This is a genomic window from Alcaligenes sp. GCM10023179 (assembly GCF_042653705.1).
In the GTDB taxonomy this organism is placed as follows: domain Bacteria; phylum Pseudomonadota; class Gammaproteobacteria; order Burkholderiales; family Burkholderiaceae_B; genus Alcaligenes; species Alcaligenes phenolicus.
The window spans coordinates 908,266-927,358 of record NZ_JBHSIQ010000002.1 but is presented as its reverse complement, the minus strand read 5'-3'; the positions used below and the strand labels follow the sequence as shown (position 1 = coordinate 927,358).

The 19,093-nt window shown below is 58.6% G+C and carries 20 protein-coding genes; 7 read left to right on the top strand and 13 right to left on the bottom strand.

Annotated elements, in window-relative coordinates; translation table 11 throughout:
- Positions 1–24 precede the first annotated feature (24 nt).
- Positions 25–1,635, top strand: a complete 1,611-nt coding sequence (locus ACFPDR_RS13625) for a GMC family oxidoreductase (RefSeq protein ID WP_376911243.1) — start codon at positions 25–27, stop codon at positions 1,633–1,635.
- 76 nt (positions 1,636–1,711) lie between these two features.
- On the opposite strand, the gene ACFPDR_RS13620 is transcribed toward ACFPDR_RS13625, so the two are convergent.
- The 3 genes from ACFPDR_RS13620 to ACFPDR_RS13610 all read right to left on the bottom strand — a co-directional run bounded on the left by ACFPDR_RS13620 (position 1,712) and on the right by ACFPDR_RS13610 (position 3,720).
- Positions 1,712–2,278, bottom strand: coding sequence for a helix-turn-helix domain-containing protein (locus ACFPDR_RS13620; protein WP_376911242.1), 567 nt, complete (start codon positions 2,276–2,278; stop codon positions 1,712–1,714).
- 288 nt (positions 2,279–2,566) lie between these two features.
- Positions 2,567–2,860: a DUF1330 domain-containing protein gene (locus ACFPDR_RS13615; protein ID WP_376911241.1), complete on the bottom strand. Its 294-nt coding sequence runs from the start codon at positions 2,858–2,860 to the stop codon at positions 2,567–2,569.
- Between the two features lie 17 nt (positions 2,861–2,877).
- Positions 2,878–3,720: a branched-chain amino acid aminotransferase gene (locus ACFPDR_RS13610; protein WP_376911240.1), complete on the bottom strand. Its 843-nt coding sequence runs from the start codon at positions 3,718–3,720 to the stop codon at positions 2,878–2,880.
- Positions 3,721–3,828: 108 nt separating this feature from the next.
- Between ACFPDR_RS13610 and ACFPDR_RS13605 the strand changes: the two genes are divergently transcribed.
- Complete coding sequence (locus ACFPDR_RS13605; RefSeq protein ID WP_060186133.1) at positions 3,829–4,749, top strand: LysR family transcriptional regulator; 921 nt, start codon at positions 3,829–3,831, stop codon at positions 4,747–4,749.
- Between the two features lie 86 nt (positions 4,750–4,835).
- On the opposite strand, the gene ACFPDR_RS13600 is transcribed toward ACFPDR_RS13605, so the two are convergent.
- Together ACFPDR_RS13600 and ACFPDR_RS13595 are read right to left on the bottom strand one after the other, a co-directional pair.
- The gene (locus ACFPDR_RS13600; protein WP_254002591.1) at positions 4,836–5,327 is read right to left on the bottom strand and encodes a GNAT family N-acetyltransferase; all 492 of its coding nucleotides are present in this window, start codon (positions 5,325–5,327) and stop codon (positions 4,836–4,838) included.
- 40 nt (positions 5,328–5,367) lie between these two features.
- Positions 5,368–6,471 (bottom strand): DUF418 domain-containing protein, encoded by a 1,104-nt coding sequence (locus ACFPDR_RS13595; RefSeq protein ID WP_376911239.1) that lies wholly within the window; start codon positions 6,469–6,471, stop codon positions 5,368–5,370.
- Between the two features lie 78 nt (positions 6,472–6,549).
- Between ACFPDR_RS13595 and ACFPDR_RS13590 the strand changes: the two genes are divergently transcribed.
- From ACFPDR_RS13590 to ACFPDR_RS13570, 5 genes are all read left to right on the top strand, one after another.
- Positions 6,550–7,119, top strand: a complete 570-nt coding sequence (locus ACFPDR_RS13590; RefSeq protein ID WP_035268401.1) for a TetR/AcrR family transcriptional regulator — start codon at positions 6,550–6,552, stop codon at positions 7,117–7,119.
- Positions 7,120–7,151: 32 nt separating this feature from the next.
- A complete protein-coding gene (locus tag ACFPDR_RS13585) occupies positions 7,152–8,930 on the top strand; it encodes an ABC transporter ATP-binding protein (protein ID WP_137430816.1) in 1,779 nt (592 codons plus the stop codon).
- 43 nt (positions 8,931–8,973) lie between these two features.
- Positions 8,974–9,591, top strand: coding sequence for a GrpB family protein (locus tag ACFPDR_RS13580; protein WP_035268397.1), 618 nt, complete (start codon positions 8,974–8,976; stop codon positions 9,589–9,591).
- Between the two features lie 100 nt (positions 9,592–9,691).
- Entirely contained in the window at positions 9,692–10,126 is a 435-nt protein-coding gene (locus ACFPDR_RS13575) for an acetyltransferase (RefSeq protein WP_257112891.1), read from the top strand.
- Between the two features lie 77 nt (positions 10,127–10,203).
- Positions 10,204–10,974 (top strand): APH(3')-II family aminoglycoside O-phosphotransferase, encoded by a 771-nt coding sequence (locus ACFPDR_RS13570; RefSeq protein ID WP_376911237.1) that lies wholly within the window; start codon positions 10,204–10,206, stop codon positions 10,972–10,974.
- Positions 10,975–11,127: 153 nt separating this feature from the next.
- Here the strand turns inward: ACFPDR_RS13570 and ACFPDR_RS13565 are convergent, their stop codons facing one another.
- The 8 genes from ACFPDR_RS13565 to ACFPDR_RS13530 all read right to left on the bottom strand — a co-directional run bounded on the left by ACFPDR_RS13565 (position 11,128) and on the right by ACFPDR_RS13530 (position 19,057).
- On the bottom strand, positions 11,128–11,898 hold the full coding sequence (locus tag ACFPDR_RS13565) for a 2-keto-4-pentenoate hydratase (protein WP_257112892.1): 771 nt from the start codon (positions 11,896–11,898) through the stop codon (positions 11,128–11,130).
- Positions 11,899–11,904: 6 nt separating this feature from the next.
- A complete protein-coding gene (locus ACFPDR_RS13560; protein WP_115635294.1) occupies positions 11,905–12,570 on the bottom strand; it encodes an aspartate/glutamate racemase family protein in 666 nt (221 codons plus the stop codon).
- Between the two features lie 7 nt (positions 12,571–12,577).
- A complete protein-coding gene (locus ACFPDR_RS13555) occupies positions 12,578–13,216 on the bottom strand; it encodes a flavin reductase family protein (protein ID WP_060186140.1) in 639 nt (212 codons plus the stop codon).
- Between the two features lies 1 nt (position 13,217).
- Positions 13,218–14,480 carry a Zn-dependent hydrolase gene (locus tag ACFPDR_RS13550; protein WP_376911236.1) on the bottom strand — a complete coding sequence of 421 codons (1,263 nt, stop codon included), beginning with the start codon at positions 14,478–14,480 and terminating at the stop codon, positions 13,218–13,220.
- A complete protein-coding gene (locus ACFPDR_RS13545; RefSeq protein ID WP_009462747.1) occupies positions 14,477–15,844 on the bottom strand; it encodes a dihydroorotase in 1,368 nt (455 codons plus the stop codon). The genes ACFPDR_RS13550 and ACFPDR_RS13545 overlap by 4 nt, the downstream gene beginning before the upstream one ends.
- A 122-nt stretch (positions 15,845–15,966) precedes the next feature.
- Positions 15,967–17,475 carry an amidohydrolase family protein gene (locus ACFPDR_RS13540; protein WP_371477605.1) on the bottom strand — a complete coding sequence of 503 codons (1,509 nt, stop codon included), beginning with the start codon at positions 17,473–17,475 and terminating at the stop codon, positions 15,967–15,969.
- Positions 17,476–17,477: 2 nt separating this feature from the next.
- On the bottom strand, positions 17,478–18,296 hold the full coding sequence (locus ACFPDR_RS13535) for an ABC transporter permease (RefSeq protein ID WP_021447064.1): 819 nt from the start codon (positions 18,294–18,296) through the stop codon (positions 17,478–17,480).
- Positions 18,296–19,057 (bottom strand): ABC transporter ATP-binding protein, encoded by a 762-nt coding sequence (locus tag ACFPDR_RS13530; RefSeq protein ID WP_009462739.1) that lies wholly within the window; start codon positions 19,055–19,057, stop codon positions 18,296–18,298. Before ACFPDR_RS13530 ends, ACFPDR_RS13535 begins: the two co-directional genes overlap by 1 nt.
- Positions 19,058–19,093 lie beyond the last annotated feature (36 nt).

Below are 19,093 nucleotides of genomic sequence, written 5' to 3'. Positions count from 1 at the left end.
ACGGCCTTTCAAACAGGATAAAAAATGCGAGACAGTGGTATCTGGGATTACATCGTGGTCGGTGCAGGCTCCTCGGGCAGCGTCATTGCCAGTCGCTTGTCGCAAGAGCCCGGTGTCAGCGTTTTACTGGTGGAGGCGGGCAGCTGGGATCTGTCGCCGTATCTGTGGGTGCCAGCGGGCGAGGAACGCGCCATAGCCAGCCCCAAGTACAGCTGGTCCTATCAGGTGCAGGCTGATCCCAGCCGTAATAACCGGGCTGAGGTCTGGCCGGCGGGGCGGGTGCTGGGTGGCAGCAGCTCTATTAACGGCATGATTTATCTGCGTGGCAGCGCAGCCGATTACGATGGCTGGGAGGCGCTGGGCAATGAGGGCTGGGGCTACAAGGACGTGTTGCCGTACTTTGTGCGGGCTGAAAGCAATACGCGAGGTGCGAACCCGTTTCATGGTGGGCAGGGGCCATTGTCAGTCTCGGATGTGCGCACGCCGCATCAGTTGGTTCGGACCTTTACCCAGGCGGCCATGGAGTGTGGTTTGCCCTTTAACGAAGACGTGAATGGCGCGTCTCAATACGGAGTAGGGGCCTTGCAGGCAACCCAGAAACGGGGCTGGCGACATAGCGCCTCCAAAGCCTATTTGTGGCCTGCCCGCAAGCGTTGCAATCTGACGATTCTGACTCGCGCCTTGACTCGCCGCGTCCTGGTCGAGAATGGGCAGGCCGTTGGCATCGAGTACCAGAAAAAAGGCCAGGTGCTCCGTGCTCGGGCTCGCAAGGAAGTCATTATTAGCGCAGGAGCCCTGGCTTCGCCCAAGCTCCTGATGCTGTCGGGCATCGGGCCCGCCGAGACTTTGCGAGAGCACGGCATTCCCTTGGTGTGTGACTTGCCCGGCGTGGGCCAGGGCTTGCAAGAGCATCCGGGCGTGATGATCAGCGCCGAGGTGAATGTACGCACCTATAACGTGGAAACTGATCCCTGGAGTGTGATCAAGCACGGCACGAACTGGCTGTTCCGTGGTCGAGGGCCGGGCGCAACACCGATTGGACATGCAGTGGCGTTTGCCAAAACCCGGCCAGAGGAAACAGAACCGGATGTGCAATTGACGTTCACGCCTATCGGCTACAACACAGTGGGCGATGGTCCCTTGTTTTTCCCCATGCCCGCAGTGGTGATTGCAGTGAATGTGTGTCGTCCCCTGGCGCGTGGACAAGTGACCTTGCGCTCTGCCGACCCGGCGGAACTGCCACGTATTGAACATGTGATGCTGGGCCAGGAAGACGACCGGCGCAGGCTGCGTGATGGGGCCAAGATGGCGCGTCAATTCTTTCAGACCGGCGCTTTTGCCCCTTACATGCAAGGCGAGCTGCACCCCGGTGCGCAGGTGACAGAGGACGAGCAGTGGGACGCTTTTTTGCGTAGCCATTGCATCCGTTTCAGCCATCCGGTTGGAACCTGCCGCATGGGGCCGGACGGGGATAGGAACGCGGTGCTGGACCCTCAGCTACGGGTGCGTAGGGTACGTCGTTTGCGTGTTGCGGATGCGTCCATCATGCCTAGTCTGCCCAGTGCCAATACCAATGCGCCAGCTATCATGATTGGTGAAAAGGCGGCGGATCTGATACGGCGTTTTCCGGGCTAAGTTCAGCTTTGCGGGCTTGCAAGAGGGGCCAGGGTTCGCACAGCAAGGCACGGTCCTGGCTGATATCTGGCAGGCCTCAGGCCTTGGGAGTGGAATTGCTCATCAAGACCGAGGCTTCCCGGCGTACTGCGAAGTAGGCATGGGGCACGCTGGCATCAAACAGCATGCTGTCGCCGGGCCCCAGAATCACGGGCTCGTAAAGGGCAGAGTGCAGTTCGACCTGTCCTTTCAGAACATAGATGAACTCTTCGCCAGGGTGGGCCAGAAAGGAGGCCGGTGTGCCCGGTGCCTTCTCGGTGATGGTGACTTGCCAGAACAGATTGTCCGGCTGGCTCAAGTCCCCACACAGCACGCGGTAGCTGCGGCCAGAGCGCTCGAAAGCCCGGCCCTCATTAGCTCGGGTTATGGCGCGCCGGCCTGTCAGCGTGGCAGTTTGCTCGCTGCCGTTCAGCGCGCCCAGCAGGGCTACAGCAGGAATTGCCAGAGCTTCGGAGACGGCGAACAGTTCCGGATGGCGCAATGTGGCCTTGTCGTTCTCAATCTTGGAGAGCTTGGCCAAGGACACGCCCGTCGCTTTTTCCAGGTCGCGCAATGAGAGACCGGCGCGTTTGCGAGCAGCGTTGATGACTTTTCCAAGCGACATGGGGAGCGTTTCCGGGCGACAGATCGTTAGCGAAGGACAAGAAGCGCCCATTATACAAATCACAGGCAGTCGCAACAGGGGTGTCAGAGGGGCTGAAACCGACGAAAAACAGGGCCTGAAGTAGAAAGGGAGTCGTGTGATCGCGCCAGGTGCTGCGCCTTGCAGCCCTGCGGGGAAGCGAGACAGTAGCGCCTGAGTGGCGTACCGCTTGATTTCGATAGCTTAAAGAATCAGGTCTGGCGTCACGAACCGGGTAGTTGGCGACACCAGATACAGGGGCAGAAGCGTTCAGGCCTCAAAACCCGGCACCACAATGAAATGCGCTTCGGAAGCGGGTTCACGGATGGCTTTGGCGGCCTGGTATTGGGCTGACTCATAAAAGGCCTGGGCCTGGGCCACATCAGGAAATTCCACCACCACAGTGCGGCGTGTGTCGGCAGGGCCTTCCAGGGTGATGGGCGCCTGGCTGCGGGCCAGAAAACGGCCTCCGTGGGCCGCAATGATGGCGGGGCTCAGTGCCGTGTAGTTGGCGTAGGTGTCCGGGTCATGGACTTGCACTCGGGCAATCAGATAAGCGGGCATGACAAGCTATCCATGAATCAGTTGCGGGCCGTATAAGCCATGTACAGCTCATGAGCACGGGTTTCAATCGGGCCGCGGGCGTAGTGGCGATCGTCAATGCGATTGCAGTGCAGGACCTTGCCGTTATTGCCGGTGCTAAATACTTCATCGGCATCCAGTACGTCTTGTGGTGTCAGGCTGGCTTCACGTACCTCAATTCCGTCGTCGCGCAGCAGCTGCATGACACGCTGGCGGGTAATGCCGTTCAGGAAGGTGCCGTTCAGCGCCGGGGTCAGGGCGACGCCGTCACGCACAATCCACAGATTGGCAACAGCAAACTCGGCCACCTTGCCCTTGGAGTCCAGCACGATGGCGTTGTCAAAACCGCGTGCGCTGGCATCACGCAAAATACGCTGGGTGTTGGGATACAGGCAGGAGGCTTTGGCATCGGTAGGAGCCATGGACGGATCAGGGCGCAGGAATTCGCTGAAGGTCGCGCTAAAACCGCTGTCAGCAGGCAGTGGGGATTCAAAAATATGAATTGCCAGCTGGGTGGTGGCCGGGTCGGGCAACAAGAAGCCGCCGGGTGCGAAATACAGTAGCTTGATGTAGTAGTCCGTAGTGTGAGACAGCTTTTTCAGGCCCTCGCGCACCAGGTCCACGGTTTGCTGCGGCGTCATCACGGGCTCCATGCCCAGGGTGAGGGCAGAACGGTTCAAGCGCTCGCAGTGCAGGTCCAGATCCGGAGTATGGCCTTGAATAGAACGGGCACCGTCAAAGACCGTGGTGGCCATCCAGAACGCATGGTCGGTCGCGCCAATCAAAGGTGCGCTGGTGCTATTCCATTGACCGTTGGACCACGTGATTTCATTTTTACTCATGGGGCTTTCCTCCTGGTTTTGTTGGGACGTAGTGGCAATTTATCTTGTCGTTGTACTATTTCCAACACACATAATAGAGAGCAAAAAACGACTTGAGGTGGTGTCAGCGTGCTATCTGATATTTACAAAACATATAACTGGACGCTGGCCGAGCTGCATGCTTTCTGCCTGATCTGTGAATGTCAGAACCTGAGTCAGGCCGCGCTGCGTATCGGGATCAGCCAGTCGGCTATTTCCCTGATGGTGCAACGTTGGCGACAGGCGCTGGGTGATCCTTTGTTTGTACGGGCGCGCTATGGTGTGGCACCCACGCAGATCGCCATTGCACTGCGCGAAAAACTGCAACCGTTGCTGGAAGAAGTGGGCATTGCCTTGACGCAAACCCAAGGCTTCAATCCTGCTCAGTCTACGCGTGTTTTCAAGGTCCATATGACGGATATTGGCCAACTGGTTTTTTTGCCGGGGCTGAACAATTTTGTCGCCAAACACGCGCCAGGTATTCGCCTGGTCATCAAGAATCTGGGCTGGGAATCGCTGGAAAGTGGTTTGAGTTCGGGCGAGATTGATCTGGCGATTGGCTCTTTGCCCATGATTAAAGGGCGAGTGCATTCGCGCGTGTTCCGCCACGAGCGTTATGTGACAGCCATGCGCAAAGGCCATCCCCTGGCCAGAAATGAGCTGGATCTGGAAGCCTTTGTGGCGGCTGATCATCTGGCTATTGATGCCACCAGCAGCGGGCATTCTCTGGTGGAAAACGCCCTGCGCTCCCTGGATATGCGGCGCAATATCAGCCTGACGATTCCCCACTATCTGGCTGCGGAGCAGATTCTGGTCAACAGTAATTATTTGCTGACCGTGCCCAATGTGGCCGTCCTGTCTTTCCAGGACCCTGCCGCCTTGTGCATTGTGCCTACGCCGCTGGCTCTGCCCAGCTTTGATGTGCGCGTACATTGGCATGAGCGCAGTCGACAGGACGAAGGCGTGCGCTGGTTGCGCACGGCCATTTCGGATTTGTTCGGGCAGCGCTAAGCCTATTTGGTGATTAGGATGCGGTTTGCACAAGGGCTGTACACGGTTTGCGAAGGCCGTCGTTCAGCACCTTGCCCATTTGGCTATCAAGCAAATTTCAGCACGGCTTCCAGCTCGTGCTCCCCATAGGTGCCGCCTGTCAGCTCAAAGCCCAGTTTCGAGTAGAACGCTTCCGGGCTGCCTTCACCTCGGCTATAGCCTAGCCGAATTTCCTTGTAGCCCTGGTACTTCAGATCATGAATCAGCAGTGCAATTGCTTTGCGCCCGAAACCCAGGTTTTGGAAGGGGGCTGCAATCATGAAACGCCATAAAAAGGCACCAGGATACAGAATGCCTTCGTCGTGGTCGGCACCGATATGCAGCATGATAAAGCCCACCAGGGTGTCATCGGCGTAGATGGCACGGAACCAGGCATTCTCGGAAAAGTGAGCCTCTGCAATGGAGGTGCCATTGTCGGCAATCATGCTGCGCTGTGCGGGAGAGAGGGTCTCGCTTAGCTCACATACCTCGTAGACGGATTGCGAGTTGATGCGACGAAAAGAGACGGTGGCGTCTTTGGAAACGGTTTGTTCACTCATATGAATTCAAGGTTTCATGTTCAGTTAAAAGGCGCTCGGTTCAGGCGTGTTTGGACCCGTAGGTGATGCGTCGTAGAACCGCCTCCAGTGGGCCACGTCCCCAGCGCTGGGCGATCAGGCCTGTCAGACTCATGGCTAGCAAAGCCAGGCCAATGGAGATCAATAGCAGTGCTGCATTGCCAAAGGAGTCAAACAGATCCAGGCCATAGCTGCTGAAAACAAGACCCGCCAAAATACCTTGGCTGACATAGGCGCTCAGTGAATTGCGGCCCGCCTCAATCAGTACATTGGGCAGGCTGAGCCATTGTCCGCAACGCAGCAGCAGGTACAGATACACCGTGGCTAGCAAGGGCGCGCCGATGGCGATGCTGAACAGACCCGTCAGCCCCATCAGGTTTTCTTCGTTGGTCACGGAGGCGCTAAAGAAGTTGATCGCCAAAGCCAGTGGCAGGAGCCAGGGCAGGGCGCGCCCCAGCTTTTGTTGTCCGGCGCTATGGGCTTCAAAGAAGTTGCTCTTGGCCGTGGCCAAGCCCATCAGCATGGCTCCAAAGGCCAATGGACCCTGGTACAGAAACAGGAAGGCAAAGGACTCCGGCCATTCGCTGATGCGTGCCAGCGTTGCCTCGGAGAAGGCACCGCCCAGGGAGTACACCGGGGCCATGTCTTCGCTACCGGCCAGCAGATAAGCGATCAGTGCCAGGCTGGCAATTTCTACCAGCACCATCAACAACGCCACCTTGATCAACCCGCGCGGGGAGAGCTTGCGTAGCGGCCAGATCAGCACACCCAGCACCGAGTAAAGCAGCAGGATATCGCCGGTAAAAACCAGCGTCGCGTGCAAGCAACCCAGCACGGCCAGGCCGAACATGCGGCGGAAGTAGCGGCTGCTGAGGGGGACGCCAGCACGTTCGGCAGAGCGCGCCTGGATTTCTATACCCCAGCCAAAAATCAGCGAGAACAGCAGGAAGAATTTGCCCTGAAACAGAAATTCGATCAGGAAGGCAGCCATGTGGTCATAGGAGGAGGATGTGGCTGTCGGGCCACTGTCGCTCAGTGCCAGATAGGGCAGGTTCACCACACAAATACCGATCAGGGCAGCGGTGCGAATCAGGTCGATGGAGGAGTTGCGAGAAGCCGTAGACATGGATGTTTATTGATTGAGCGCTTGTTCAATGCCATAATATTGAGCGCTTGCTCAATGTGTCAATAGGGAGGGAAGGTGATGAGTGAAAAAGAAGACAGTGCCACACGAATTCGACAGGCCGCGGTTGAGGTCCTGATGGAAGTTGGTGTTCGTGCCGCCACCACTCGCATGGTGACCGAACGGGCTGGTGTGGGCCGTGGACTGTTGAACCATTACTTTCGCTGGTCCGAATTGCGGGCCGAGGCTTGGGGCGAGATCTTCGATCAGCTCATGGAATGGGAGGCTGCGCAATCTGCAGACCCTCGGGTTCTGATGGAGGATTACCTGAAGACGGCCTTTGAAGAGCGCAATCGCATCTATTGGTTTTTGTGGATTGATGCCACTGATCTGGCCAAAACCGATGCAGCCCTGGCCGTAGTGACCACCCGCGTGCATAAAAGAATGCTGGAACAACTTGCCTCTTACCTGAGTCGGGGCACGGAGCAAGGTTTTTGGCAGGTACCCGATGCCCAGGGCACGGCACTGCGCTTATCTGCGATGTATGACGGCTTGGCCAATATGCTGTTGACCGATTTTACGGATCTGAGCCCTGCCCAGGCCGAACAGCATTTGCGACATTTATTTTTTCTGGAAACCCGGCCGACTTAGCCTGAATCCGTCGGCCTGCCTTAAGTAGTTTGATGATGGAAATCGATACTGATTACAAAACGCTATCCTCCCGCCATACCTCCGTGGGCCGGATTTTGGGTTTGTTCAAACCCTGGCGCATGCGCTTGTTTATGGTGGCCCTGCTGATTGCCTTTGGTGCAGTGATTGGCGTGGTGTCTCCTTTTTTGCTGCGCGAGATTATCGACACAGCTTTGCCGGACCAGGACTTTGGACTGCTGGTTTGGCTGGTGCTGGGCCTGCTGGGTATCAGTGCCTTGGGTGCCAGCATCAGTGTGTTGCAAACCATTTTGTCCACCAAGATCGGGCAGGCCATCATGCACGATTTGCGGGTCGGTTTGTATCGTCATCTGCAAAGCCTGTCGTTGGGCTTTTTCATTCGTACTCGTACAGGTGAAATTCAGTCCCGTATCGCCAATGATATTGGTGGCTTGCAGGCTGTGGTCAGCAACACAGCCACTGATTTGGCGCGTAACTTGAGCGTGGTGGTCACCACGGCCATTGCCATGTTGCTGTTGGACTGGCGCTTGGCTCTGTTCTCCTTTGCTGTCTTGCCGCCCTTGATCTGGCTGAGTAATAAGGTAGGGGAACTGCGCGAGCGTTTGACGCATGATCAGCAGGCTGGTCACGCGAATATGTCGGCGACAGTGCAGGAAACCTTGTCAGCTCCGGGCATCATTTTGTCCCGTACCTTGGCACAAGGCGGTTTTTTGACGCGGCGCTTTGCACAGGTCTCCTCGGAGGTAGCCCGACTGGAAGTGCGTGCGCACACGGCTGGTGAATGGCAATGGTCGCTGATCTATCTGTTTTTAAGTGCCTTGCCCGCTTTGACGCTGTTGCTGGGCGGCTGGCTGATCGGCCAGGGGATGGTGGTCACCATCGGAACCCTGGTTGCCCTGATTGCCTTGCAGGAGCAGTTGATGTGGCCGTTGGAAGAACTGCTGCAAAGCGGGGTGCGTCTGCGCACTACCCGAGCGCTGTTCACCCGGATTTTTGAGTACATGGATACGCCGCCCGAGTTGACAGAGCCTGCCCAGCCCCGTCCTTTCCCGGCTACGGGACCGCGAGGTCATGTGCGGCTCAAAGGAGTGAGCTACCGCTATCAATCCGAGACCGCTACCTTGTCCGACATCAATATGGATATTCCTGCGGGCAGTCATGTGGCGATTGTGGGACCGACAGGCGCTGGTAAAACTACCCTGGGTTACTTGTTGGCGCGTCTGGCCGACCCGAATCAAGGCAGCATCACGATTGATGGTATTGATCTGCGCCAGATGAGTTTCGAGCAGTTGGCCAGTGTGCTGGGCGTGGTGAATCAGGAGCCCTTTTTGTTGAATGCCAGCATTGCGGAGAATTTGCGTTTTGCACGGCCTGAGGCAAGTGATGAGGAGCTGCTGGCCGCAGCCAAAACCGCGCAGATTCATGACTTCATCATGTCCTTGCCGCAGGCGTATGAAACTACGGTGGGCGAGCGAGGGTATCGTTTTTCCGGGGGCGAAAAACAGCGCTTGGCTCTGGCTCGTACCATTCTGCGCAACCCGCCCGTTCTCTTGCTGGATGAGGCCACTAGTGCGCTGGATAACACCACGGAAAATGCCATGTCAGCCGCCTTGGCCAAAATGGCGGAAACTCGTACCGTTATTTCGATTGCGCACCGCCTGTCTACCGTCCGTCATGCCGACCGCATTTTTGTGCTCAAGGCGGGCAGGCTGGTTGAGCAGGGTAGCCATCAGGAACTGGCTGCGCTGGACGGTGTGTATGCCCAACTTTTGAAAGCCGGTCAGTCCATGTGAGGTGGACGTGGAAAAGTTGAAAGTCGTATCAAGGAGAATTTGTGTGAATCGCGAGAACAGGACCGTGTCTGCATCGGCACTAAGCAAAATCACCACCTTCGAGGATGGCGACCCCAATGAGAACCCCTGGGTGGCAGGCGAGCCTAAAGCAGAGCTGATCGAGGTTCAGGACTACGACGCGAACTGGCCGGTGCTGTATCAGCGCTTGAGTCAGGAAATTCAGGCGGCCCTGGGCAATAAGGCCCTGACTATTGCGCATGTGGGCTCGACCGCGGTGCTCGGCCTGCCTGCCAAGCCTGTGATTGATATTGATGTGCTGGTGGCCGACCCGGAGCAGGAAGAGGACTATGTTCCTGCGTTGAATGCCTTGGGTTATGAGTTGAGCATACGTGAGCGCTCCTGGTATCAGCACCGCATGCTGCGTCAGGAAGAGCCGCGTGTGAATCTGCATGTGTTCGGCCCGGATTGCCCTGAGCATATTCGCCATATCCTGTTTCGGGACTGGTTGGGTACGCATCCCGAGGATTTGCAGCGCTATGCCCAGGCCAAAATGCAGGCTAAAGAAGGGGCTGGCAGTGTGCGGGATTACAACCAGCGAAAGCAGGCAGTAGTGCGGAATATTTATCAAAAGATTTTTGCATCGCAGGGACTGTCGTCTTGAGCCTGGCCGGTGTTCTTGTCCCGGCTGCAGCCTTGACGTACCTACCGCTGACATCAGTGTCTTGCTTGCCAGCTAACACTTTACAAACAGGATGCGCCCCATGAGGATTCGTCATTCGCGCCCGGAGGACGGGCAACGTGCGGTTGAAATCTGGCGCAAGGCCGTGGATGCCACGCACGATTTTTTATCCGTGCAGGATCGTCAGGAAATTGATGTCATGGTCTGCGGTTTTCTGCCCCGGGCCAGTTTATGGCTTGCGGTGGATGAGACGGATTACCCGCTGGCTTTCATGTCGCTTGAGCAGGGCCATATGCAGGCCTTGTTTGTGGACCCGGACAGCCGGGGAACGGGCGTAGGAAAGGCTTTGGTGCTGCACGGCTTGAGCCTGCATCCCAGCATGACCACTGATGTGAATGAACAGAATGAGCAGGCTGTAGGCTTTTACGAAAAAATGGGCTTCAAGCGTATTGGACGCTCGCCCGTGGATGATCAGGGCAAGCCATACCCGCTGATTCACCTGCAGTATCAGGTCTGATGGGCATCACGGTTTGATTCGTTTGGCTTGATCCCTCCCTCCGTTTTTATCGACTGTTTTCAGCAAGGTTTTTAAGTATGAGTTTTCCTCTTGCCTGGCAAACCCGACTGGCTGCCGCCAAGGTACAACGTCAAACCATTGGGGAGTCCGGGGCTGATGTCTGGCGTCTGGACTGGCCGGATGGCTCCTGCCAGTTTGTGAAGGCAGAAGACGATCTGCCTTTGGCCGAGCTGCCCGATGAAATTGAGCGCTTGCGCTGGATGCATACGCAAGGTCTGCCTTGCCCAGAGGTGCTGGATACCTTGTTGGCGCAGGGCCGCCATTGGCTGCTGATGAGTGCTGTTCCTGGGCGCGATCTGGCCTGCACAGAGGGCTTGTCTCCCCAGCAAACCGTGGAGTTACTGGCTTCGTCCTTGCAAGGCCTGCACCGCTTGCCACTTGAAGCTTGCCCCTTCGATCATCGCCTGGAGCATCGGTTGGCCGATGCACGTGCCAGGGCGGAAGCGGGCCTGATTGATGAAGAAGATTTTGACGATGAGCGTCAGGGCATGCCGGTTCAAAGCCTGCTGGACGAGCTATATGCCAGCCGCCCAGGACAAGAAGATCTGGTGGTCACCCATGGCGATGCCTGCTTGCCCAACTTCATGGTGCATCAAGGGCAGTTCAGCGGTTTTATCGACTGCGGACGCTTGGGCGTGGCGGATCGTTATCAGGATCTGGCGCTGACGGCGCGCAGCATAGAGTGCAATTTGGGCAAGGAGTGGCTAGCGCCTTTCTTTGCTTTGTACGGCGTGGAAATGGATGCCGAGCGCATCGCTTTCTTCTGCCTGTTAGATGAGTTTTTTTAAACCCGACTGGTCGTTGTCTCCCAAGGTCAGCCACTATTGGCAAATCGGCTTTGCACGCGGCATTTCCTAGAGCAGCAGTGCAGGGCTTGTGCTGCCTGATGAGAGGCTCTGTCGGGCAAAACCAGCGCCGTTTCGGACGCTGGCGATGTGATCTTAGGCGCAGATAAAATTCAGCTCGCCGATCCCTTGAATGGCCGCCTGAATTCGGTCGCCGGGGGCGGCATACAGCATGGGTAAACAGGTGCCCGTAATGATGACCTGCCCTTTTTGCAGCCCGCCAAGGTGGTGGCTGCCTTGATTAGCCAGCCAGATGAGCAGTCGCGTCAGCTCACCCGCCGGATTCTGGTTCGGCCCTTGCAGCAAGGGTTGCTGCCCCACTTGCAGGCGTGCCCATTCAGGTTGTAGCAGTGCCATATCCTGCGCGGCGACGCCTTGCGGCTGATAGACCAGCGCACCGTGACTGGCCAGATCGGCCAAGGTGGATAGACGGCCTACGGTGTCACGCTGCGCAAAGCGGGATTCCACAATTTCAACGGCCACACAGATCTGGCTGACCGCCTGCCAGATTTGTTCTATGGAATACGGTGCCTGGCCGGGCGGCAAGTCTTGTCCCAGAATCAGGCCGATTTCCACTTCTATGCCGCGCAAGGACAGCTCCTTGCTGGATGGTACATCCGGGCTGGCGTAACGAGAACGCTGGGGCAGGGGGGCGCAGGTGGGCGGGGCCACGCTATTGGCCGCGCCGACTTTCCAGCCTCCTATGGGGCCCAGGGTTTCCATTTGCACGGCCTGGACGCGATAGGCCTGATCAAAAGACACAGGTCGCAGCGCGTCGGGCCAGTCTTCGATGGGACGGTGTTCTTGGCGGGCCTGGAGCAGACGTTGTGCCGTCGCCAGGCAGTCGGTTTGCAGTGTGGTGCTCATCAAGGCTTACCAGCCTAATAAGCAACGGCCCAAGGCTACCGCAACGGTGGCCTGCGTGGGCTCCACGACGGCAATGCCCAAAGCCTGTTCCAGCGCCTCGCGCTGATTGGCCATGCCAGCGCAACCCAGCACCACCACATCAGAACCGTGCTCATCGCGCAGGCGCTGGCCGACTTCTGTCAGACGTTGCAGGGCTTTTTTCTCGTCAGCCAGCTCCGACACGCCCATATTGATAGCCAGGTCGGCGGCCAGGCGATCAGTCACCCCCATTGCACCAAAGTAGCGCAGGTGACGCGGGATGGAGGCCTGCAAAATGGACAGCACCCCAAAACGCTGGCCCAGTGACAAGGCAGTCAGCACGCCGGTTTCGGCAATGCCCAATACAGGCACATCCACTGCTTCGCGCAAGGTGTACAGGCCGGGGTCGCTAAAGCAGGCCACCACATAAGCAGCGGCGTCTTCTTTGACGCTCAGGGCCTGGGCGCGCAAGTGAGGGATCAGGGTGTCAATATCGGTCTGGCTTTGTACACCCGCCGGGCCTTGGGGCAGGCGCAGGCAGGAGATGGCCGGGCCATCGGCCAGACGCAGAGGCTGGACAGCACGGTCCAGGCCATCCGTTACGATCTGGCTGGAATTGGGGTTCAGAACGTAGATATGAGGGCGACGGTTCATGATGTTTTTATGTTTGGGTGGGCGGTAGCCCGTTTTGGTGGCTTAGTTTTTCTGACTGAAAGCGGCCTTGCAGGCCGACATACCAGTCAGAACCATGCATGCGTCCGATTGGGTCGTAAGCGTCTATATCAATGCGCCCTTCAGGTGTCAGGATGGCGTCGTCGCAGTGCAAATGCAGGATTTCGCCAATGACGATATGGCGTAGCGGGCCCAGGTCCAGCGCGGTGTGCAAGCGGCATTCAAACTGCACTGGGCATTGGGCGATACGGGGCGGCTGCACTTGCACGCTGGGGGCCAGATCCAGGCCCGCCTGCAGGTGCTCGGCCTGACCGGTCGGGTAAGCAATGCCGCAGATGTTCATGGCGCGTGCCATCTTGGCGCTGATCAGGTTCACCACAAACTGGCCGGTGGCCAGGATATTGCGGGTGGTGTCTTTCAGACCATCGGCAGAGTGCGCATCGTTTTCCAGGCCCAGTGCCAGTACGGCAGGCTCCGAGCCCATCACATTGAAAAAACTGAACGGGGCCGTGTTCACGCGCCCCTGCTGGTCACAGGTCGTGACCAGGGCAATGGGGCGCGGCAACACGGTGTTGACCAACAAGCGGTAGCGTTCGCGTTCGCCAAGCTGATCACAGGACCAGTCCATGTCAGCTCTCCAGGCTCTGGTCCAACATGACAACGGTCTGATACAGAACCCGCGTACCGTCCAGAAGCTGCTCGGACGTGATGGATTCTTCAGGGCAATGGCTGCGACCATTCAGGCAGGGAATGAAGATCATGCCCATGGGGCCGCTGGGTGCCATGTAGACCGCATCGTGACCGGCGCCGCTAGGCATGACCATGCTCTGGTAACCCAAAGCGCTGGCGGCCTGCTCGATGATGCTCATCACCTCGGGCGTGCAATCTGTGGGCTTGGCCAGGCTGACTTGCGCCGCGTCCAGACCCAGGCCCATGGCCTCGATTTCCGGGCGCAACTGGGCCAGCAGTTCCTCGGTGAAGTTCTGCATCAGCTCCTGGCGGTCGCTGCGCACCTCCACCATCATCTCCACGCGTCCGGGGACGGCATTGGAAGCGTTGGGTGTCAGGTTCAGGTTGCCAATGGTAGCGACCAGATAGTCTGGTCCCCCCAGAGCCCGGCGGGCCTTGCGGTCCACTTCACCGATGATCAGGCTGGCACCGACCAGAGCATCACGGCGTATGTCCATGGGTGTGGTGCCTGCATGGTCCGGGCGACCTGTGATGATGATGCGGTGGCGGCAAATGCCCACGATATTGCTGACCACGCCAATAGGCAGATTGCGCGATTCCAGCACCGGGCCTTGTTCGATATGCAACTCGACAAAGGCGGCGGTATCACCGGGCGCACGACGGGCCTGGGCCAGCTCCTGGGGGCGGCCACCGATGCGAGCAATGCCTTGCGCCAGCGTTTCGCCCTGAGGATTGCGTTCGGCCAGCATGGCTTCGGACAAGACCCCGCCCATGGCGCGACTGCCTACGCAGGATACGCCATAGTCGCTGGGCTCCTCAGACAGAAAATCTACTACTTCAAAAGGATGGTCCAGCTGGATGTTCTGCTCGTTCAGGCAACGGGCCACTTCCAGCCCGGCCAGCACGCCGATGATGCCGTCGTAGCGTCCGCCATACATCACGGTGTCGCAGTGCGAGCCAGTCGTAATCGGTGCCAGTCCGGGCTTGCGCCCTTCGCGGCGACCGATCAGATTGCCCGCGGCGTCCATGCGTACGGTCAGGCCCGCTTCCTCGAACTGTTGTAGCAACCACTGACGCGATTGCAGAAACAGATCGGAGAAGGCGCGGCGTGTCCAGGGCTGGTCAGGCAGCGTGAACGCGGCTAGCTCCTGGGTGCTGCGCCACAGGCGTTCCTGATTCAACAAGGGCATGGCCAGGCTCATGACAATTCGCCTGCCTTGTGCGGACGGATGAACTGGCCATCGCCCGCCGCGTTACGTACGGTTTTGCCATCCCAGGCCAGTTGGCCGCGCACATAGGTGGCTTCCACACGCACTTGGAACTCGCGGTCCTCAAAGGAGCTCCAGGTGACGGCGGACAGGCTGGTGGACGGGTCAAAACGGTAGGTTTCGGGTTTGACGATCACGATGTCGGCGTCTGCGCCCACATTCAGCGAACCCTTGCGGTGTTCCAGCAGGAAGTGTTGGGCAGGGCCCCAGCACAATTGCTTGACGACCATGGTGGGAGAAATGCCGTGTTCGGCGCAGCCGGTCCAGAAGGCAGGCAGCAGGGTTTCCAGACCAGGGCCACCGGAGGAGTTCTGGAACACATTGTCAAACTGCTTGCGCTCCAGGCCCCAGCTGACGTGGTCGGAGGACACGAAGGTACATTCGTCGTTGGCGATGTGGGTCCAGAGCAGATCCATTTCCGCCTTGGGGCGAATGGGAGGGTAGTGCTTGGTCTTGGCACCGAAGCGGCGGGTGTGTTCTTCGTGGTTCAGCATCAGGTACTGCACGCAGGTTTCAATTGAGGCCTTGTGGCCTGCCTGACGGTACATATTGCAGATTTCAAATCCGCGCGACAGAGATACGTGCACGGCGTGGGCGCGGGCACCGGTCTGGGCACCGATTTCATAAATGGCACTGGTGGCCAGGTTTTCGATCAGAGGGGTGTGAGCGCGCAAGAAGGCGTCCCAACCCGTATCACCGGCTTCGACCATGCGCTTGATGTTCTTGCGTGTCAGTTCCTGGTCCTGGTTGTGCACACCGCAGGCCAGGCCGGAGGGGGCGATCAGGCGAAAGGCTTCCATCAGGATGTCTTCTTCCACGCGCGGGAAACGGTTGGGGCTGGCTTCAAAGGTAGAGAATTTGAAACCGCAAACGCCGCCTTCAATCAGGCCAGCGGCTGCTTCCAGACCGTGCTGGTCGTTTAATGTGCCGTAGCAGGCCACGTCCACGTGGCAATCGCTTTCAATGCGGGCAATCTTGTCTTCCAGCTGTGGGCGGGAGGCAACGGGTTCGGGATCGTCGTACGGCATTTCCACCATGGTGGTCACGCCACCGGCGGCAGCCGCACGCGAGGCCCAGCCCAGACCTTCCTGATTGGCCTGGCTGCCGGAGTGCACCTGGCCGTCCAGCACGCCAGGCATGACCCACATGCCACGCGCATCCACATGTTCACGGGCCGAAGGAGCCGCGCCAACACCGCGGGCCGCTACTCGGCCTTCACGCACGGCCACCCAGCCATCAGTGATGATGCGGTCGCGTTCAACAATATTTCCTCGTACTACCAGATCAAAGTCGCTCATTATCTTCCTCCTTGGATGGCTCGGACCCGCGCATCTCGCGTGCCCGCAATCGTGTTCGTTTCCATGATTGAAGCAAATCCAGCCATGAATGTCGTATGCCTATTTATCTGTAAAACATAACGTCATGTTAAGTCTTGCTTGGAGTGCGCCCAGCGCTGCACGTGATAGCGGTCGTGGCCCAGGCACAGGCAGAACGAACCTACGGCTTTGGCCAGTTTTTCCGTGATGTGGCGCTTGTCGTAGGTATTGCGTGTGATGCGTTCCTGGGCCTGCTCCACTTGTTGGCGCAGGCGAGGCATATTCACTTGTGTTAACTGTCGGTCGCGCACGGCAAACTGGCCGTCGACCATCACATGGCGCAGCGCCAGCCCGTCTTCCAGATGCACCAGCTGATTGACCGTGTTGTTATGCGGAATCCAGTTGATATGGGCCAGATCCAGAAACACGATGTCGGCCTTGCGACCCGGTTCCAGACGTCCCAACTGCTCGCCCATGCCCAGGCAGCGGGCGCTGCCTTCGGTGGCGGCGTACAGCGCTTGTGCGGTTGTGACCCAGCGTTCTGTATCCGGGCCGCGCACCTTGGACGAGAAGGAGGCCAGACGCATGGCCTCGTACATATTCTGGTTATCGCCACTATTGGAGCCGTCCGTGCCCAGGCCCACGGTAATGCCGCGTTCCAGCATGGAGTTCACATCGGCAATCCCATTACCTAAACGCATATTGCTGCCGGGGTTGTGGGCCACCATGGCACCGCGTTCGGCCAGAATGTCCAGGTCGCGCTCGTCCAGCCAGATGGCGTGTGCCAGGGTAAAACGGGGCGAGATCAGGCCCAGCTTGTCCAGATGCTGAACAATGGTGGTGCCATAGCGTTTCATGCCGGTCAGGGCTTGCACATAGGACTCGCCAACGTGGCTGTGCAGGCCGATATTGCGCTCCGCGCTGATTTCACCGCAGGTTTGCAGGAACTCGTCCGAGCACAGCATGGGAATGGTCGGGGCCAAGGCCACGCGAATGCGGTCGGGGTTGCGCTGCTGATCCAGAAAGTCCGTCAGGCCCGAGATCGTAGCCCGGAACGACTGGGGGGCCAGTTGGGCCACAAACCGTTGCAGCTCTTCCGGCAGGGCTTCGATCAGGCCGGGGACGGACTGGTAAAAGGACAGGTCCGCCATCATGGGCGCTACCGTGGCTCGCATGCCAGCATCCACATAGGCCTGGGCAACCGCGTTCATGCCTTCCGCCGTCGGGACCGGGACTTCGGAGTACAGGTCGTAGCTGGCGGTACAGCCTTTGAGCAGCATTTCTGCCGCGTTCAACTGAGTGCTCAGGTATTTGTCTTCCAGATGGCGGTCGCCATTGATCCAGGGGCCAGCCGTCAATAAAAGCTCCAGCGACCAGCGATCCCCCATGGCTTTGGCATAGGTGCCGTGGCCGTGGGTGTGGGCGTTGATCAGGCCGGGGTGCAGCAGTTGGTCATCCGCTTGCACCACCGTGGCTTCAGACGGCGCGGGCAGGCCGGGCGGGCCCATGGCTTCGATCTCGCCATTCTTGATCAGAATGTCCAGAGGTTCGGCTTTGGCTTGGGCGTGGGCCAGCACCAGGCCCCCACGGATGACGGTATAACTTGATGTCATGATTAGCTCCGATTGTCCTTGATTGCCCAAGGGAACAGGATGCGTTCGGCGGCAGAAATCACTTGGAAGAACACAATGCCCAGCACGGACAAGATCGCCATGGCGCCAAAGGCAACCGGTGTCTTGAAGAAGGCCGTAGAGGTGGTGATCAAGTAGCCAAGACCTTGGTCAGCGGCTACAAATTCACCGACTACTGCACCCACCACGGATAAGGTGATGGCCACTTTCAGACCCGAGAAAATAAAGGGCACGGCAAAGGGCAGGCGAATGCGGAAAAACTCTTGCAAGCGGGTGGCGCGGCAGGCACGGACCAGCTCGATCAGCTCGGGCGGGGCCGCCAGCAGGCCGGAGGTCATGGAGATCACCAGCGGGAAGAAGGCCACCAGAAAAGTCACCACGACGCGTGGCAGCTCAGTGGGTCCAAAGATAATGACCAGAATCGGAGCCAGGGCCACCTTGGGGATGGACTGGGTCAGGATCAGCAGCGGGTAGATGGCCTGCTCGAAAAAGCGTGAGTAGGTAATCAGCACGGCCAGCGGAAAGCTGATCACAATCGACAGCAAAAAGCCCAGCATGATGGTGCGCGTGGACACCAGCGTGTGCATCAGCATGGCCTCTTTCATTTGCATGGAATCGGCCCAGATGCGCGAGGGGGCAGGCACCAGATATTCAGGGATATCAAACAGGCGGCTGGCCAGCTCCCACAGGATGACCACGGCAATCAGGGTGATGGCCGGGACGGTAATTTCATTGAAATCGCGCAGGCGCAGTCGTCGCTTGCGCACGGGCGCGGCGCCCAGGGTTTGAGTTTGCTCGCTCATCAAGCCACCTCGTGTTGGAAAATGAGTTCACGGACGGCAGCGGCACAGCGCGTAAATTCGGGCGTGCCCACCAGGGAAAAGTCGCGTTCGCGGGGCAGGTTCACGTCCAGAATTTCGGTAATCTGGCCGGGGCGCGGCGACATGACCACGATGCGGTGGCCCAGCATGACGGCTTCGGAAATTGAGTGCGTCACAAAGACAATGGTTTTGGGGTCTTCGTACCAAAGGCGCAGCAGCTCCAGCGTCATGGTTTCGCGTGTCAGTGCGTCCAGGGCGCCGAAGGGCTCATCCATCAGCACGACTTTGGGGTTGTGGACCAGGGCGCGGCAAATGGCTACGCGTTGCTGCATGCCACCGGACAATTGCTTGGGGTGGTGGTGCAGAAAATTGCCCAGCCCGGCGGTAGTGAGCAGGCGCGTGGCGCGGCTGCGGGCCTGATCGTCCAGACGACCCATGATGCTCGATGGCAAGAGGGTGTTGTCCAGAATATTGGCCCACGGCACCAGCGTCGGGGCCTGGAACACGATGCCGGTGTCCTGGCGGGGGTGGGCAACGATTTCATCATCAATGCTGACGGTGCCGGTGGTGGGCATCAGCAAGCCGGCGATCAGGCGTAGCAGCGTGGATTTCCCACAGCCCGAAGCGCCGACAATGGCAATGATTTCGTTGTCCTGGATGTCCAGATTGATTTGTTTCAGCGCCTGAGTCTCTCGCTCGGTATTACGACCGTAGATCAGGTTGACGTCTTGAATGCGTATCACAATGCGCTCCTAGGCGCGCGCCGGCCCGCCTGGGCC

Coding starts and splice junctions, on each gene's coding strand:
- ACFPDR_RS13625 (WP_376911243.1), top strand. CDS start 25: ATGCGAGACAGTGGTATCTGGGATTACATCGTGGTCGGTGCAGGCTCC.
- ACFPDR_RS13620 (WP_376911242.1), bottom strand. CDS start 2,278: ATGTCGCTTGGAAAAGTCATCAACGCTGCTCGCAAACGCGCCGGTCTC.
- ACFPDR_RS13615 (WP_376911241.1), bottom strand. CDS start 2,860: ATGCCCGCTTATCTGATTGCCCGAGTGCAAGTCCATGACCCGGACACC.
- ACFPDR_RS13610 (WP_376911240.1), bottom strand. CDS start 3,720: ATGAGTAAAAATGAAATCACGTGGTCCAACGGTCAATGGAATAGCACC.
- ACFPDR_RS13600 (WP_254002591.1), bottom strand. CDS start 5,327: ATGAGTGAACAAACCGTTTCCAAAGACGCCACCGTCTCTTTTCGTCGC.
- ACFPDR_RS13595 (WP_376911239.1), bottom strand. CDS start 6,471: ATGTCTACGGCTTCTCGCAACTCCTCCATCGACCTGATTCGCACCGCT.
- ACFPDR_RS13590 (WP_035268401.1), top strand. CDS start 6,550: ATGAGTGAAAAAGAAGACAGTGCCACACGAATTCGACAGGCCGCGGTT.
- ACFPDR_RS13585 (WP_137430816.1), top strand. CDS start 7,152: ATGATGGAAATCGATACTGATTACAAAACGCTATCCTCCCGCCATACC.
- ACFPDR_RS13575 (WP_257112891.1), top strand. CDS start 9,692: ATGAGGATTCGTCATTCGCGCCCGGAGGACGGGCAACGTGCGGTTGAA.
- ACFPDR_RS13570 (WP_376911237.1), top strand. CDS start 10,204: ATGAGTTTTCCTCTTGCCTGGCAAACCCGACTGGCTGCCGCCAAGGTA.
- ACFPDR_RS13565 (WP_257112892.1), bottom strand. CDS start 11,898: ATGAGCACCACACTGCAAACCGACTGCCTGGCGACGGCACAACGTCTG.
- ACFPDR_RS13560 (WP_115635294.1), bottom strand. CDS start 12,570: ATGAACCGTCGCCCTCATATCTACGTTCTGAACCCCAATTCCAGCCAG.
- ACFPDR_RS13555 (WP_060186140.1), bottom strand. CDS start 13,216: ATGGACTGGTCCTGTGATCAGCTTGGCGAACGCGAACGCTACCGCTTG.
- ACFPDR_RS13550 (WP_376911236.1), bottom strand. CDS start 14,480: ATGAGCCTGGCCATGCCCTTGTTGAATCAGGAACGCCTGTGGCGCAGC.
- ACFPDR_RS13545 (WP_009462747.1), bottom strand. CDS start 15,844: ATGAGCGACTTTGATCTGGTAGTACGAGGAAATATTGTTGAACGCGAC.
- ACFPDR_RS13540 (WP_371477605.1), bottom strand. CDS start 17,475: ATGACATCAAGTTATACCGTCATCCGTGGGGGCCTGGTGCTGGCCCAC.
- ACFPDR_RS13535 (WP_021447064.1), bottom strand. CDS start 18,296: ATGAGCGAGCAAACTCAAACCCTGGGCGCCGCGCCCGTGCGCAAGCGA.